This window comes from Bacteroidales bacterium (assembly GCA_035647615.1).
In the GTDB taxonomy this organism is placed as follows: Bacteria; Bacteroidota; Bacteroidia; order Bacteroidales; family 4484-276; genus SABY01.
Window position 1 is genome coordinate 1 of sequence record DASRND010000014.1, and the last position, 16,329, is coordinate 16,329.

Sequence of the window (16,329 nt, forward strand, 5' to 3'; positions counted from 1 at the left end):
ATATAAAGTTCACTGTTTATTATTAATTATTTAAAGTTTTAAAGTTTTAAAGTTTATGAAAAGATTTTTTCTTGCATTTTTCTGTGGTTTGCTTCTATGCGTAATTGCGAAAGCACAAGAACCATCAATTAGCAGTATCACCGGAAGCATGATTCCTGCCGGGGCAATTATTGCCCGCGACATGCAACCGCAAGCTATGGAGTCTTTTGGAGAGATCCCTGCAGAGTTCCGTAGCCAATGGACTTCGCATGGCCCGTATGGTGGCAACATCCGAAGGTTTGCTACTAACGGCACAAACGGGATGAACGTAGTAGTAGCTTGTGCAAACAGTGGCGCCAGTAATGGTGGTGTGTGGTATTCAGAAGATGGCGGTATCAACTGGAATCCTTCCACCATACAAAAGAAGCAAATGTGGGGCTTAGCCGCTCACCCCACGCAAGCGGGTAAATTTTATGCCGGTGGTGAGTATGGTCTCTACGAATCGACCGACGGCGGAGCTAACTGGGACCAGATCGCATTTCCATCCACTTTTCTTCTCGGAGTTGGTTTGCAGACTTCTAATCCCCAGCTTATGGTTGCCGGCCCATCTACCAACCGGGGGCTACGTTATTCGTCTAACGGTGGTACCACCTGGAATAATACCAACGTGACGGGAGGTTTTATGAGAAACTTTACAGTTTCGCCGGCTAACCCCTCAAAAATGTTTGTGACCCTGACGGGCTCCGCAGGCGGACTCTACACTTCAGAGGATGGTGCCACCTGGACATCCATCAACCCGTCAAACTCCGGTGAATGCAGTGGTATCTACGCCGATCCTGACAATGTTGATATAATATTGCTAAGCGCTGAAAATGGGATTTTTAAAACTGTGGACGGTGGTGCTAACTGGTCACATAAGCTATCATTTTCCGGCTACGGCTTTTACGGCTGTAACATTGTGAAATACAACAACGTATTAAGAACCGCATTTTGGTATGATGATATTTACGAAAGCGCTGATAATGGCGACAGCTGGACATTAGTGGCCAACAATATCATGGAAAAATCCTGGCAGGCTCTGGGCGTTTCTGATGCCGGATTCCTTGCGGGCAGCTATGGAACAATTGCCCGGGAAGAGGGGCAGGAACTTATTTTGAGCGTTGAAGGGCTTAACAATGCATACGTGCATTGCGTGGCATACTATGCCGATCGGAATGAGCTTTGGGCTGGCACCGAAGGAAGCGGCATCTGGTGTTCGTATGACATGGGGCTTACCTGGAATCATAAATCTTCAAATATACTGAACTGGTGGGGCTTCTCATTTGCTCCTACCAACGACTATAACCGGCAGCACGGGCGCATGCTTGTAGCTACCAGTGAGGGTGCATTCTACACCGATGATTATGGCGACAGCTGGGAGGAGCTGCACCAAACCCCTGGCAATAATGCCTATAGCGGAGTTATGGTTCACCCCGGGAATTCAGACATTATGTGGGTGGGTAATGATTTTGTGAAATATACCACTGACGGTGGCACTACCTGGAATACTTCGGCAGGACTGCCTTTTGCTTTTTATCCGAGCTTCGATCTTTGCGAAAATAGCAGTGGCGGTATGCGTTTGCTGGTCAACTATGAGCAATTAGCCACCGAAACTTATTACTCGGATGATATGGGCGCCAACTGTACCGCCGCCACCGGATATGCCGGTGCAGAATATTTCACTGATCTCTCCGTACGCCCGGCGGGCGACCTGCCTCAGATGGTTTATCTATCCACAGACAAAGGAGTTTATAAATCTGCCGACGGAGCCGTTTACACGAAATGTCCAAATCTAAACGGGTTGGTTTGGAGTGTACTGGGATCCACAGGTACCGACGTTTATGCAGGTGGCGCCAATGGCGTATTTCACAGCGCCGACGAAGGACAAACCTGGCAGCCTTTCAACACCGGCATTGAATATATAACGGTATGGGATTTGGTTTACGGAAATACCTCTGATGTTATTCTTGCAGGAACTTCTGGCTACAGCGTTTATGCCTATGGCCTTGATAATCCGCTTGCGTTTTCATTACCGTTCAGCGAAAATTTCGAAGGCCAGGAACTCCCCGACGGATGGCAAAACATTAATAATACTCCTTCCGGACACACATGGAGTTTCGACAACCCTGGAAACCGAACAATTACCGGCGCAGGTTTCGACAACAACTTTGCCATTATCGACAGCGATTTCTATGGTTTCGGCTCCAGCCAGGATGCTGATCTTATTACACCTCAAATCGACTGTAGTGATGCCAGTCTGGTATTTTTGACATTCGACCAGTCGTACCATCAATACCTGTTTTCTGAAGGAGCTGTTTCTGTAAGTAGTGATGGGGTAAACTGGACAAGTGTTTACGAAGTAACGTCCAACAATGGTTATCCTGATCCCGCCGTAACAGTTTTCTTAGATATAACGGCAGAAGCCGCTAATAAATCCACCGTTTGGATTAAATGGAACTACACAGGAAGCGGTGATTACTGGTGGGCAATCGACAATGTGCATATCTACGAGTCGGGAGTAGGGCTCAATCCGCAACAAGACTTGAGTGGCAGAATAAACATTTCGCCAAATCCGGCTAATGATCATTTTGCGATTACCAGTGCAAAAGCGGGAAGCATGCGCATCATCAACCAAAGCGGAGTTGTGATGATGGAGATGCCCATCGGCTGCAATGACCAAGCTATCGATATAAGCCGGTTGCCGGCAGGATTGTATTTTGTTTTTATTAAAACTGAAAATGGAATTGATATTAAAAAGCTGGTGAAAGAATAGTTACTCATCATCATTTAAATTAAAAAAGCTGCTTTGATCTAAAAAATCAAAGCAGCTTTTTTTATCTTGCCTCCGACCGCTATCCAAATTTGAAAAGGGGATTCTTCTACGTCAGTTTTAGAGCCTTGTTTTTGGTACGTCGAGACGCCCGGTCAGTCGTTTTTTTAAACAATCTTACTTACAAATATTGGCTTGTCGGATTCTTTGAGGATGTCGTCGGTGGCGCTGCCATAGAAAAAACGGGTAAGTTTTCCTTTGCCCTGTGTGAGCACAGCAACCATGTCGGGGTTGTTTTTCTGAATAAAACTGTGCAGCCCATGCTCCAGGCTGTTATTGTTGACAACATGCAACGCGTGATTGGTAAGATGATACTGCAGTGCCAGCCCGCGCATTTTTTCGATGGCATCGTCGGCATTGGTATTGTCGTCGGTAATCACATGAACCAGATGCATTGTGGCGCCTAAACCGTTGGCAAAGTCGCGGATGCTCTCAAGCCCTCCGTGCTGCTCCTCGCCGACATCGATGGCTACTGCAATTTTACGCACATCGCTTATTTCAGAGTCTTCTTTGACGATGATCATCGGATAATCGGTTTGTGCAATCAAACGCTTGGTTTGGTTACCAAACAGGTATTCAAGAAAACCGCGTTCTTCACGACCTTCGGCAATCATGAGGTCAGTTCCATATTTTTGCATGTAGCTGTTGAGGCTGGTTTTGCTTTCGCCAAAACTGACCTTTGGTATAATGCGCAGCTGTGGAGTAGAATATCTTTGTGCTTCCTCCTGTAGTTTTTTACGATGCGTTTCGAGTATTTCTTTGTCGAGACGTGCGGCCTGAGCTCCCGGAGCCATGTACACTTCGCCGGTAGCCATGTAGGCCTGCGATGGCGTGGCCGTCAAAATGTGCAAAAGGATGATTTCGCCGACATGAAGTTTTGTTGCTAGTTGAATTGCAAACCCCATGACTTTTCCTGACATGGAAGCGCTTTCTGTGGTGACCAAAATTCTTGTTATTGACATTGTACCTGAGATTAAAAATTACTATTATCTTTACCTGCTCTAAAAACATACCATTAAATCGATTTACATGATTAATTTTCAGGCTACTACTAACCAGCGCTTTAGCTTTTTATAATAAAAAATGAATTTTTATCCTCTTGTGGAATATTTTCAACAAATTGTGCATTACACCGGATAAAATAGAGTCTTGTGAAAATCATCTGTTTTAGGAAATTATTAATAAAGAAAACATGAAAGAGACGACACTGGAAGCCTTGCCCAACCCCGTAATAATTTATGATGCGAGCTGGAACGTTCGATGGATGAACAGATCGGCACTGGAGTTTACGGGCTATTCCTCTCTTGACGATCTTTTGGGTGTTCATATCACACGTCTTTTTCTGGAAAGTAGTCAGCCGGAGATCAGCGAGATACAGCAAGTTACCAACGAAACCAAGAGCTTCGATCTGAAGCGTGAGTTGCACCATTTGCACCGCAAAGGTCATGGGGTGAAAATTCTCGCCCGTTTTGGCAAATTTATTTTCCCAAGTCCCAACGGGCAGGAGATGCACATAGAATCAGGGATTCCTTCCGACGAAATATTGGACTGGCACAACGAGCAATACGACCGCTTGCAGAATTACAAAGTCCTGGCTGAAAATGTGCCTGGCAGTGACATGATGCTCGTCGACAATGAGCATAGAATATTATGCAACGTGGGCAGTGAAATCCTGAAACATGGCTGGGCAAGCCCCGTCACCTCCGAAACAACTTTACAGGAATATTTCCCCGCGGAAATCATGCGCGCCCTGGAACCTTTGCTGCAGATAGCTTTTGAATCCACTCCGGTGAGCCGCGAACTTTCGGTAGGTAATAAACAATATTACGTGCGCCTCACCCCGCTGATGGATAACTTTGGCAGAATGACGTGTGTGATTATTTTTCAAAACATCACCGAAACCAAGCTGGTGGAGAAAAAATTGAAACTCTCCAAAAAAGAAGCTGACGAGGCCAACAACGCCAAGAGCAACTTCATCGCAAAGATGTCGCACGAAATACGCACGCCGCTCAATGCGGTAATTGGCTTTACGGAACAACTACGCAAAACGCGCCTCAGCAAAAAACAGTCGGAGTATGTTAGTGTAATCCATAACTCCTCGCAGCATCTGCTCACCATCATCGACGAAATATTGGTGCTGAGTAAAATTGAATCGGGGGAGATACATCTTGAAGAAATTCCTTTTAAAATTAGCAATGTTTTAAAGGCCGTGCATGGTGTGGTGGAGTTGCGTTACAAAGAGAAAAACCTGGAGTATCATGAAAACATCGATCCTGCCCTCGACTCAGTGCTTATTGGCGACGAAGCAAAGTTGCGGCAGATATTGATTAATCTGGTAAACAACGCCATCAAATTTACCAAACGCGGATCGGTAACGGTGGAAGGGTGTATGGTCAGATCGACGCGAAAAATATTGACAGTTCGTTTCAACATCATCGACACCGGAATAGGCATTGCCGAAGAAGATTTCAAAACCATTTTCCATCCCTTCCACCAGGTTGACAATTCGATAGGACGTTCGTATTCGGGCACCGGGCTGGGGCTTACCATCAGCAAGGATCTGATAGAAACCATGGGCGGCAGCCTCACCGCCGGAAGCCGGCTGGGCAAAGGATCGACCTTTTCGTTTGTTTTAAAACTTCAAAAACATGCCGACCCTGATTATAAATTATTAGATACAAAACAGGCTTTTTCGATGTTGCCGCTGCGCCACGTTTCCGTGCTTTTTGTGGACGATGACCCCGTGAACCGGATGCTCGGAAAAGAAATCCTGAAACAGCTAAAGATAAAAACCATATTCGCCTCATCCGGCAAAACAGCCTTGCGCCATTTTAAGCCTGGCAAATTTCACGTGGTGTTGCTCGACATCAACATGCCCGGCCTCAACGGCATTGAGGTGGCCAAAGCCATGCGCACTGAAGAAGCCGGTGCGCCTGAGCAGCGCAAATCGCGGATCATTGCCATGACGGCCAATGTGCTGAGAAGACACACCGAACAATATCTCGCCGCCGGCATGGATGATGTAATCCTGAAACCTTTTAAAGAGGAGTACATTTACGAAAAAATCGTTTTGCACACCTCCGATGTCCCCATTATCGAAACGGAAATTAAAACAACAATTAGCAAAACATCAAAAAAAACCGATTCCTCCTCTACCCCATTCGATCTCACCGAGCTTATTCATATAACAAAAGGCGACAAAGAATTTTTGCTGCTGATGCTCGATACTTTTATTAAAAATACAAGCGAACTGCTTGAAAGTATCCGGCAAAACCTCGTGGAAGACGACTACCAGCAAATCGCTGAAGCAGCACACAGGCTGCTACCATCGGCACAACAACTGGGACTTACCAAAGTAACTCCTCTGCTTTTGAAAATAGAAAATCGCTATCTGCGACAAGAAAAGTATCGCCGCGATGCTGCATTGGTAAAACGATCTATTCGCGAAATAAAATTGGGATTGAAACAAATCATAGAAGCTGAGGCAAAAATCCGCGACAACAATTTTTAAGAATTTTATCAGAAAATCTTATTGTATTTTTGACGCACTAACGCAAGGAGCCAAATGAAAAAAAGTATACTCATCATCGATGACGATCATTTCATCATCAACTTGCTTGAGAATTATCTCAAACGCGAGGGTTACAAAATTTTTACGCTGGGGAAAGGGAAGCCTGCGCTTCAGTTGATGCGTGAAGAAACCATCGATCTGGTGCTATGCGACATCCGCCTGCCCGACATCAACGGCGCCGAGTTGCTTACGCAGATAAAACATGCCAGCCCCAACATTCCTGTCATCATGATGACGGCCTATGCCGAAATCCGTACTGCTGTCGAAACCATCAAATCGGGCGCCTACGACTACGTTACCAAACCCATCTATCCCGAAGAGATCAGCACGATTATCAAGAAAGCTTTGCGCAAAAAATTAGCGCTCGAAACAGCTACCGATCAGGATTTTATTACCGGCAAGAGCACACTGATGCTCGAACTTATCGACCAGAGCAAGCTGGTAGCGCCCACCGACATGTCGGTGCTTATTCAGGGGGAGACCGGTTCGGGTAAAGAATACGTGGCCAGACTTATCCACAACAACAGCCTCCGCAAAGGCAAAAATTTTGTGGCCATCGACTGTGGTGCCATCCCCAAGGAATTGGCAGCCAGCGAACTCTTCGGCCACATCAGAGGCGCTTTTACCGGTGCTGTGAACAATAAGACGGGGTATTTTGAGCAAGCCAACGGAGGCTCCATTTTCCTCGACGAAATAGGTAACCTCTCTTACGAAACACAGGTCAAACTGCTGCGCGCCATCCAGCATAAAGTGATCACCCGCGTCGGCGACACCAAGATTATCCCCATCGATGTGCGCATTATCTCAGCTACCAATCGCAATCTGATGGATGCTGTAGCCGAAGGACAATTTCGCGAAGACCTGTACCATCGCATCAACGAGTTTAAAGTAGAGCTGCCTCCTTTACGTAAGCGTGGCGACGACATCCTTATCTTCACAGGCCATTTTCTGGAAGAAGCCAACCGCGACCTCAAAAAGGAGGTGAAAGGACTAAATGACGATGTAACCCAAATTTTTAAAAATTACGCCTGGTTTGGCAACCTTCGCGAATTGCGCAACGTGGTGAGACGCAGCGTGCTCATAGCCCGGGAAGAATATGTAACACGCGAGTGCTTGCCCGGCGAGCTAATGGATCAGCATAAACCCACCTCAGTCAGCGAAGCCATCAGTGGCGATACCTTCGACCTGAAAGACGCTACCCAGGAAGCTGAGAAAATCGTGGTAGAACGTGCTCTGCGCGAAGCCAACTACAACAAATCGCTGGCAGCTAAAATCCTGAAAATCGATCGAAAGACACTTTACAACAAGATCAACCAGCTTGGAATTGATACCTAAAGTGAGGCAAATCACAAATAACAAAGCACTGATTACGAATCCTCTTTACGGTTCAAAATTTTTTGTTTCGGCTCTGATTTAAAATTTCGTCATCGCTTTCATTTGCACCTTTTGGGGATTTTACTTTGGGGTAGTTTCAGCACAGCGCCCTGATTATTCCACATCCATTCATTTCTCATTTTATCCTACATCCTTCATTACCTGTTATTTAAACCTTCTTAAAATGGTTTGGCCGGGTTTTTGATTTTTGTGTTTCAGGATTTTAAAATCCTCTTTTTTTAACAAAATCATTTTTTATTAAAATAAATAATCCATTTTTAAAAACTAAAAAAACATGAAAATCTTCGACGAACTGGTCAAGGACCACAAAACCCAACGCACACTCGCTGACCAACTTCTGGAAACCCATGGGGAAAGCCCCGAGCGTAAGAAACTCTACAAAGAACTTAAAAAAGAGCTGAAAATTCACGAACAAAGCGAAGAACGGTATTTCTACATTCCGCTGATGGAGGTGGATAAATCGCAGGAGCAGGCACGGCATAGCGTGGCTGAACATCATGAGATAGACGAGCTTGTCGAAAAAATCGACGAAACCGAGATGAGTTCTTCGGCCTGGCTCGCGCATTTCAAAGAGCTGCACGAGCTGGTAAATCATCACCTCGACGAAGAGGAGGAGGAAGTATTTCCACTTGCTAAAAAAGTTCTCAACGACAAGGAAATTGAGAGCCTGGGGCGCGAATACCGTAAGATGATGGAAGAGAAGAAATAATCGTAATGCGGTGCCAACGGCTGGCCATTACATCATGGCAACAACCCCACGAACCTGTTACTTTCTACCCCATTAAAAGATGCAAGGATTGATTTACGTACACGATTCGAACCCCGGCTATGGCCGACGACGCCATGGCCGGGGGTTTGTTTATCTCGACTCGCGTGGCAATTTGTTGCGAGACAAAGAGAAAATCGAGCGTATCAAAGCGCTAAAAATTCCGCCAGCCTGGCTGGAGGTGTGGATATGCCGTCAGCCAAACGGATATTTACAAGCCACCGGCAAAGACGGACGCAATCGCAAGCAGTACATTTATCACCCCGAATGGACAGACTTTAGCCAGCAGGAAAAATTCAACGCTTTGCGCAATTTTGGTCGCGCCTTGCCGCTGCTACGCGAAACTACGGCTACCCATCTGCGCAAAAAAGGATGGCCTTATGAAAAAGTGCTTGCCCTGGTGGTGACCTTTATGGATAAGAAATTTCTACGTGTGGGTAATTTAAGGTATCGCAACAGCAACGACACCTATGGTATTACCACCCTGCGCCGCAAACATCTGAAAGAGCAAGACGGCAAGCTCATGCTCGAATACAAAGCAAAAAGTGGTAAGATGCGCCGTATCAGCATCGAAAACCGGCAACTGATACGCCTCATCAAACAAAGCTCCGAGCTACCCGGCTACGAGTTGTTCAGGTACATCGACGACGACGGCACAAGCTGCACCATCGACTCGACCGATGTAAACGAATATCTGCGACAAATTACCGGCGAAACATTTACCAGCAAGAGTTTTCGCACATGGGGCGGCACTACAATAGCTTTGCAGCAATGGCATTTTGCAAACGAGGAAAAAGCCGAAAACCCACGGAAAAATTTCAAATCAACCATCGTAAAAAAGGTGGCCGAAGAGCTGGGAAATACCAAAGCTGTTGCTGAAAAGTACTACATCCACCCTGCAATTTTGCAGGTCATCAGCGACGAAAAATTTGCTCCCGAACAAATTAGCATGAAAAATTTTACAGAAACAGAGATGAAATACCTCGACACCCACGAGATGGAAGTGCTGAGCCTGCTTGAGGAAGTTTCCAACGAATCTAATACTTAAAACAAAATAACTATGAGACCCGTATGGACAGGAGGAATAAGATTTGGATTGGTTTTTATCCCGGTGAAACTTTACACCGGCGCCAGCACGCACAACATCGACCTCGACATGGTGCGCAAAGGTGATGCGTGTCCGATAAAATATACGCGTGTGTGCAAAAACGATGGCAAAGAGGTGCCGTGGGCCGACATCGTGAAAGGCTACAAAGAAGACGATTATTACATCCTCCTCGAGGACGAGGACTTCGATAAGATTTATCAGGAGCGTTCCGACAGCATCGACATCACCGATTTTGTTAAGATAGACCAGATAAGTCCGCGCTATTTTGAAAAACCTTACCTGATCGAACCCGGCAAAGGCGCCGCCACCACCTATAATCTTTTGCGCGAAGCCATATTAAAATCGAAGATGGGCGGGCTGGCCAAGTTTGTGATGCGCAACCGCGAGCATCTGGCGCTCCTGATGGCCGACGAAGAGGTTATTTTTTTGATACAAATGCGCTTTGATGCCGACATGCGTCGGCCCAAAGACCTGAAGCTTCCCGCCAGGAAAAATCCGGCCAAGAAAGAACTCGAGATGGCCATGAAGCTTATCGACCAAATGAAAACGGATTTCGACCCAAAGAAATACAAAGACTCCTATCAGCAAAAGCTCAAAAAAATTATCAAAGCCAAAGCCGAGCATAAAGAATACAAACCCGCTGCCGCCAAACACGAAACAACTGCCGTGAAGGATTTGATGAGCCAACTCAAAGAAAGTTTAAAGCTAAACAGTTGATGTGGCAGCTTTAGAAAAATATAAAAGTAAGCGGCATTTCGATAAAACGCCGGAGCCTTCGGGTGATGGAGCTGCCGGCGACGAGCGCCGATTTGTGGTACAAAAGCACGATGCAAGCCATCTGCATTACGACTTCCGGCTGCAGGTGGGCGATAAGCTGGTGAGTTGGGCGGTGCCAAAAGGTATTTCAGCTAATCCCGCCGATAAACATTTAGCCGTAAAAGTAGAAGATCATCCGGTGGATTATCAGCATTTCGAAGGCGTTATTCCTAAGGGAAATTATGGCGCCGGAACGGTGTTGCTGTGGGATGCCGGCACCTATTGCCCCGAAGATAGTGTAGAAAATACCGTGGAAGCCATTGATGAAAAAATTAAGAAAGGATCCTTAAAATTTTCTTTGGATGGTCAGAAGCTCAAAGGATTTTATTCGCTCTACCGCATCGACGACAAAGTCAAACAGGAGCAGTGGATTATCGCTAAGAGCAAAGATAAATACGCATCTGAGAGTCGTCGCTTCAGCCAACGCTCCGTGGCCAGCGGCCTCACATTGGATGAAATAAGCAGTGGCCTCAGGAAGTCGGAACCGGTATCATTAGATGAAATTCCGGAAGCCACGAGCGCACCCATGCCACAATACGATCCGATGCTTGCCACCCTGGCCGATGCTCCTTTTGACGATCCGGATTGGATTTTTGAGATAAAATGGGATGGCTACCGCATCATTGCTTCACGCAAAGGAGAAGATAGGAAAATGCTTTCGCGAAATGGAAATGCCTACGATGAAAAGTTTGGGGTCATCCACGATGAATTGCAGAAGATCGATCACGATTTTGTGATGGATGGCGAAGTAGTGGTGCTCGACAACGAAGGCAAATCCGATTTCCAAACCCTTCAGCACTCCGATGACAAAGCAATGGGGCGACTTTATTATTACGTTTTCGACCTGCTCTGGCTCGATGGCTACTCGTTGTTGGAGGTGCCACTATTGCAACGAAAAAAACTGCTGCAGCAAATGCTCTCCGACAACCTGCAGCGCATCCGCTACTGTGACCATTTCCCCGAAAGGGGCAAACTGTTTTTTGATCAAATGAAGCAGTTGCAGCTCGAAGGCATGATTGCCAAGCGAGCCAATAGTAAATATTATCCAGGCAAACGCTCCGATGTATGGCTAAAGGTGAAAACCGCTAAACACCAGGAAGCGTTGATTATTGGTTACACGGCGCCCAAGGGATCGCGCACTGCTTTTGGCGCACTGCTGCTGGCCATAAATGATAAAGGAAAACTGCGCTATGCCGGCAAGGTAGGAACTGGGTTTGACGACGCAACTTTGCAGGATATTTATGAAAAATTGCAGCCTTTGAAAACCAAAGAGCCGCCGGTTAGCGTCCCTTCCAAAGAGAAAGCAGCGCACTGGGTAAAGCCCGAATTCGTTGCAGAGGTTCAGTTTACCGGATGGACACGCGACGGCGCCATGCGGCATCCCACCTTCCGCGGACTGCGCCCCGACAAAAAAGACCGGAATGTAAAGACGCACGGCCGTGCGTCTCTTTCCCCGCGCGAACGTGCGACATATCTAAAGACGCACTTCACTAAATACAAAGAACTCTCCAACCCCGATAAAGTCTTCTGGCCTGACGGAAATATTCTGAAAAAGGATGTTTATGAATATTATGATCAAATGGCCGAGACACTGCTGCCTTATCTGATCGACCGCCCGCAGTCGCTGCTGCGCTCCCCCCACGGGGTGGCAGGCGAATCGTTTTTTCAGAAAGATGTAAAAGGCCAGGTGCCCGAATGGATAGAAACTGTTGAGGTGGAAAGCTCATCGGGCAGCATCGAATATTTACTTTGTCAGAATAAAGCCACGCTGCTTTTTATGGCGAATTGGGGCAGCGTGGAGCTAAATCCGTGGAATGCTTCGGTGCCTGATGTGAATCGCCCTGATTATGTGGTTTTTGATCTAGATCCGGTAGAAATTAGCTTTGAAGAAGTAGTGCGGGTGGCGCTGGGGTTTCATAAGCTTTTCGAAGAGTTGAAGCTGCCGTTTTATTGCAAAACCTCCGGCTCGCGCGGGCTGCATATTTTTTTGCCGGTGCTGCCCCAATATACCCACGAACAAGGACAACAGTTTGCGCGACTGCTCGAAACCATTATCCACGATCGCTTTCGCAAGATTACCAGTTTTGAAAGAAGCCCCGCCAAGCGTAAAGGTAAAATATATCTGGATTACCTGCAAAATGGTCGCGGCAAAACAATGGCATCGGTTTACAGCCTGCGCCTCAAACCCGGCGCAACGGTTTCCGCACCTGTATCAGCCGAAGAATTAAAGGAAGGGGTAGACTTTTCAAAATACAACATTCGCACCATGCAAAAGCGGTTGAGCAATGTGGGAGATTTATGGAAAGATATGTTCAGCAACCGTGTGGATATTGCTGAAACGCTGAAAAAGTTGTAGGGAGCTTCTTTCTTTTTGCGTTTCGAAATACTCCGGACGCTCAAAAGTCGGAGGGGAACCAATCGCGAGAAAAAAAAGGCTCTATCCGAAACATTAATTTCAGGATAAAGCCAATTCTTTTTTTATAAAAAATCCCGGATTTAAACATCCAGCATTTCATCCACACCAACATCAACGTAGGGTCGCACGGCAGTTTTTACGATGCTGATAACGGCGCCGGTGGCCAACGTCCACAGAAACGCCTTACCCCAGCTCACGCCGGATTCGTTGGCGTTTTTCGGCACCTCTTTTCCTCTTATGGATTTATAAGTGCAATCGATAGCTTTCTGCACCATGAATCCACTGAGCATAATGGCTCCGGTGGCAAGTGCTTCCTTGAGGATTTCTTTGTTTTTTGCTTTCATACGATAACTGGATTTTGATATAAATAATCAGTGGCTAAAGCACGATTAGTGCATGGATAAGTCCGGGGATGTAACCCAACATGGTGAGTAAAAGGTTTAGCAAAAATTTACCACCGATGCCAAATTCAAGAGCCACCGCAAGAGGCGGCATAAGAAATGCGAGTATAACTTTTAGTATGGATGACATAGTTTTTTATTTTTCAATAAATAATAGTTCCCGCCTGTTGCGGACTCTTTTTCTGTTCTAAAATCTTTTCGTCTTGCTACTGCTCTTTTTCTATTTCGAACGAAATTTTTGCGTTCACGGCATACGATACAATTTTGTCATTCGAAACATCAGCTTTCATATTTTTGATGTAAACCGACTTAATGTTTTTGAGGGTTTTGGCAGCTTCGCTAACTGCGTTTTGAGTAGCTTCGGTAAAGCCACGGTCGGAGGTTCCAATAACTTCGATAATCTTAATCATAATAGATTCCTTTCTTTATTAATAAAAAACTTGATTTGTAATTCATGCAGCAAAACCATGCCATTGTGTAATGAATGATTGTAAAGTTTTTGTGCCACGCAAGCCACGCCCTTTGCTATTTAGCGAAAGCGAAAGGGTTTTAATCCTATCCGGCTAAATATTTATTTCTTGTTTGCTTAATCGATTCAACACCTTTGTAGAATATGTTCCTCAAAAGCAGCACCGGTTTTGAAGCTACGCTAAGCAGTGAGCACCTGGCTTATAAAAAGAAAAAGAGAATCGCTGCCGGGCGATTCTCTTTTTTAATAATCTTTGATAGGTTGCTATTGCAAAACACTACTTTTTGTCGGCAAGCATATACTCCGCCGTGCGCAGCATCTGGTTGCTGTAGCCCCATTCGTTGTCGTACCAGCTCATAATTTTTATCAGGTCGCCGTCGATGGACATGGTCATGTCGAGATCTACGATAGAGGCGCGTGGATCCATTACAATGTCCGACGAAACCAGTGGCTCATCGGTTACGCCCAGGATGCCGCGGTAACGATCTGTTTGGGCTTCTTTTCTGAAAATCTCATTCACTTCTTCTTTATTGGCTTTTTTGCGCGTCACAAAGTTGATGTCGCTGATAGAGCCAACGGGAATGGGTGCGCGAATGGCCGATCCTTCAAACTTGCCGGCCAGTTGTGTGAGCACGCGGGTAGTGGCTTTGGTGGCACCGGTGGTAGTGGGTACAAAGTTCATTGCAGCAGCACGCCCGCGGCGCAGCTTCTTGTTGGGCGAATCTACGAGTGCCTGTGTAGCAGTGTAAGCGTGGATGGTGGTCATGGTGGCTTTGGCAACGCCCAGATGACGGTCCATAATTTCGCTCACGGGCGCTATGCAGTTGGTGGTGCAACTGGCGCACGAAACAATGCGGTCGTCTTTGGCAGGTTTATTCACGCCAAAAACTATGGTGGGCACTTCTTCGTCTTTGGCTGGTGCCGATAAGATCACGCGCTTTGCCCCTGCATTAAGATGTTTCTGCAGCGTGTGCATGGTATTAAAAACGCCGGTACATTCAAATACCAGGTCGATCTGATGTTCTTTCCAGGGTAACAGCGCCGGATCTTTTTCGCTGGTAAGTAGTACTTTGTGCGGACCAATCATCAGATAACCTTCGTGCACCGAAACCTTGTGTTCGCAGCGTCCGTAAACGGTGTCGTACTGCAGCAGGTAAGCCAGCGTTTTGGCGTCGATCAGATCGTTGGCGGCAACTATTTCCATTTGTGGGTGGTGTACCAGCAGCTTCAGCACTGCACGGCCTATTCTTCCTAATCCATTGATTGCGATTTTGTAACTCATAATAATTTTAGTTTTTAATAAATAATTCATTTTTAAAAGTGTCCTATTTGCGAAAGCAGTGGCAACACTTTTTGTGAATAGCTGTTTGCTAGCCATAAAACTATGCCAAGCATAATCAGATTAAGGCCGGGGGGTTTAAAAGCAACCTATTACCATCATAGTGCTACACTTATGAAAGTGAACGGACAATTATCTTTAATAACAAAAGATGCTGAAATCGCTTTCAAAATCAACAATACGTGGAGCTATTTCTACATTGGCGCCGGTTTTATCTAAAATCAAAGGCGGGGGCTGTGGCCGAAATTGATGGATTTTTAGAAAGAGTTGGTGGACTAAAAAAGCAAAAAACAAGAATCACTAACCCCGCGACTTCAGACCGGAGCCAGCGCACGTCATTTTGTCCCGGCAACTATTGGATTTGGTTACATTTGCGCGTTTTAAAAACTACGTTTTGTGACTATTATCGAAGTTGTTTTACTCATCGTCGCGGGGCTGATGGTTGGATTTATCAACACGCTGGCCGGCGGGGGCAGCATCATTTCACTCTCGGTGCTGATGATGCTGGGCTTGCCCGCCCCCCTTGCCAACGGCACCAACCGCATAGCTATCGCAATCCAATCCATGACGGCAGTTACCAGCTTTTCCGTGCAAAAAGTGATGGTTTTCCGAAAAGGACTTTTCCTTGCAATTCCTACTGTGGTAGGGTCAGTTTTGGGTGCTTACATCGCTGTGGATATCAACGAAGAAATTTTCGAGTACGCCGTGGCGGTCATCATGCTGGTGATGTTGTTCTTTATACTTTACAAGCCGCAGCACTGGCTCAAAGAGCAAACGCACCTCATCAGTCGCAAGCTCTCGGCAGGCCAGATCATCCTATTTTTTCTTATCGGAATCTATGGGGGTTTCATTCATGTGGGCGTAGGATATTTCCTGCTGGCTGCCATTGTGCTGAGTGCCGGTTATGAGCTGGTGAAAGCCAATGCCATAAAAGTGCTCATCATTATGTTGTACACCCCTTTTGCGCTGGTTGTTTTTATCCTCAACGACCAGGTGAACTGGCAATATGGACTGGTAATGACCATTGGCAACGTCGCCGGCGCATACATCGCTACGCACATGGCCGTGAAGCAGGGCGCCAGCTTTGTGCGCTGGGTTATCGTGGTGGTAATACTCCTCACCTCGGCGCACCTTTTTGGTATCATCGACATCAAGGCATTTATCGAATCCATTAGAACGTAGAGGCATCCAAAATGGGCG

General features: G+C 46.3%; 14 protein-coding genes. 9 read left to right on the top strand and 5 right to left on the bottom strand.

The window, feature by feature from the left end:
* Nucleotides 1-55 precede the first annotated feature (55 nt).
* A complete protein-coding gene (locus VFC92_05740) occupies nucleotides 56-2,791 on the top strand; it encodes a choice-of-anchor J domain-containing protein (GenBank protein HZK07684.1) in 2,736 nt (911 codons plus the stop codon).
* A gap of 164 nt (nucleotides 2,792-2,955) precedes the next feature.
* Here the strand turns inward: VFC92_05740 and VFC92_05745 are convergent, their stop codons facing one another.
* Nucleotides 2,956-3,810, bottom strand: coding sequence for a universal stress protein (locus VFC92_05745; protein HZK07685.1), 855 nt, complete (start codon nucleotides 3,808-3,810; stop codon nucleotides 2,956-2,958).
* 230 nt (nucleotides 3,811-4,040) lie between these two features.
* On the opposite strand from VFC92_05745, the gene VFC92_05750 reads away from it, so the two are divergent.
* The 6 genes from VFC92_05750 to ligD all read left to right on the top strand — a co-directional run bounded on the left by VFC92_05750 (nucleotide 4,041) and on the right by ligD (nucleotide 12,860).
* The gene (locus tag VFC92_05750) at nucleotides 4,041-6,359 is read left to right on the top strand and encodes an ATP-binding protein (GenBank protein HZK07686.1); all 2,319 of its coding nucleotides are present in this window, start codon (nucleotides 4,041-4,043) and stop codon (nucleotides 6,357-6,359) included.
* Nucleotides 6,360-6,413: 54 nt separating this feature from the next.
* On the top strand, nucleotides 6,414-7,754 hold the full coding sequence (locus VFC92_05755; protein ID HZK07687.1) for a sigma-54 dependent transcriptional regulator: 1,341 nt from the start codon (nucleotides 6,414-6,416) through the stop codon (nucleotides 7,752-7,754).
* 334 nt (nucleotides 7,755-8,088) lie between these two features.
* Nucleotides 8,089-8,523 carry a hemerythrin domain-containing protein gene (locus VFC92_05760; GenBank protein HZK07688.1) on the top strand — a complete coding sequence of 145 codons (435 nt, stop codon included), beginning with the start codon at nucleotides 8,089-8,091 and terminating at the stop codon, nucleotides 8,521-8,523.
* 79 nt (nucleotides 8,524-8,602) lie between these two features.
* Nucleotides 8,603-9,628 carry a DNA topoisomerase IB gene (locus VFC92_05765; protein HZK07689.1) on the top strand — a complete coding sequence of 342 codons (1,026 nt, stop codon included), beginning with the start codon at nucleotides 8,603-8,605 and terminating at the stop codon, nucleotides 9,626-9,628.
* Between the two features lie 12 nt (nucleotides 9,629-9,640).
* Complete coding sequence (locus tag VFC92_05770; GenBank protein HZK07690.1) at nucleotides 9,641-10,405, top strand: Ku protein; 765 nt, start codon at nucleotides 9,641-9,643, stop codon at nucleotides 10,403-10,405.
* A 1-nt stretch (nucleotide 10,406) separates the two neighbouring features.
* Nucleotides 10,407-12,860: a DNA ligase D gene (gene ligD / locus VFC92_05775; GenBank protein HZK07691.1), complete on the top strand. Its 2,454-nt coding sequence runs from the start codon at nucleotides 10,407-10,409 to the stop codon at nucleotides 12,858-12,860.
* Between the two features lie 140 nt (nucleotides 12,861-13,000).
* Here ligD and VFC92_05780 read toward each other — a convergent pair whose 3' ends face one another.
* From VFC92_05780 to gap, 4 genes are all read right to left on the bottom strand, one after another.
* Nucleotides 13,001-13,264 (bottom strand): DUF4235 domain-containing protein, encoded by a 264-nt coding sequence (locus VFC92_05780; GenBank protein ID HZK07692.1) that lies wholly within the window; start codon nucleotides 13,262-13,264, stop codon nucleotides 13,001-13,003.
* A 34-nt stretch (nucleotides 13,265-13,298) separates the two neighbouring features.
* Nucleotides 13,299-13,451, bottom strand: a complete 153-nt coding sequence (locus tag VFC92_05785) for a YqaE/Pmp3 family membrane protein (GenBank protein HZK07693.1) — start codon at nucleotides 13,449-13,451, stop codon at nucleotides 13,299-13,301.
* 76 nt (nucleotides 13,452-13,527) lie between these two features.
* Nucleotides 13,528-13,731 (bottom strand): dodecin family protein, encoded by a 204-nt coding sequence (locus VFC92_05790; GenBank protein HZK07694.1) that lies wholly within the window; start codon nucleotides 13,729-13,731, stop codon nucleotides 13,528-13,530.
* Nucleotides 13,732-14,067: 336 nt separating this feature from the next.
* Complete coding sequence (gene gap, locus VFC92_05795; GenBank protein ID HZK07695.1) at nucleotides 14,068-15,072, bottom strand: type I glyceraldehyde-3-phosphate dehydrogenase; 1,005 nt, start codon at nucleotides 15,070-15,072, stop codon at nucleotides 14,068-14,070.
* A gap of 102 nt (nucleotides 15,073-15,174) precedes the next feature.
* Between gap and VFC92_05800 the strand changes: the two genes are divergently transcribed.
* Nucleotides 15,175-15,348, top strand: coding sequence for a hypothetical protein (locus VFC92_05800; GenBank protein HZK07696.1), 174 nt, complete (start codon nucleotides 15,175-15,177; stop codon nucleotides 15,346-15,348).
* 177 nt (nucleotides 15,349-15,525) lie between these two features.
* On the top strand, nucleotides 15,526-16,311 hold the full coding sequence (locus tag VFC92_05805) for a sulfite exporter TauE/SafE family protein (protein ID HZK07697.1): 786 nt from the start codon (nucleotides 15,526-15,528) through the stop codon (nucleotides 16,309-16,311).
* Nucleotides 16,312-16,329: the final 18 nt, after the last annotated feature.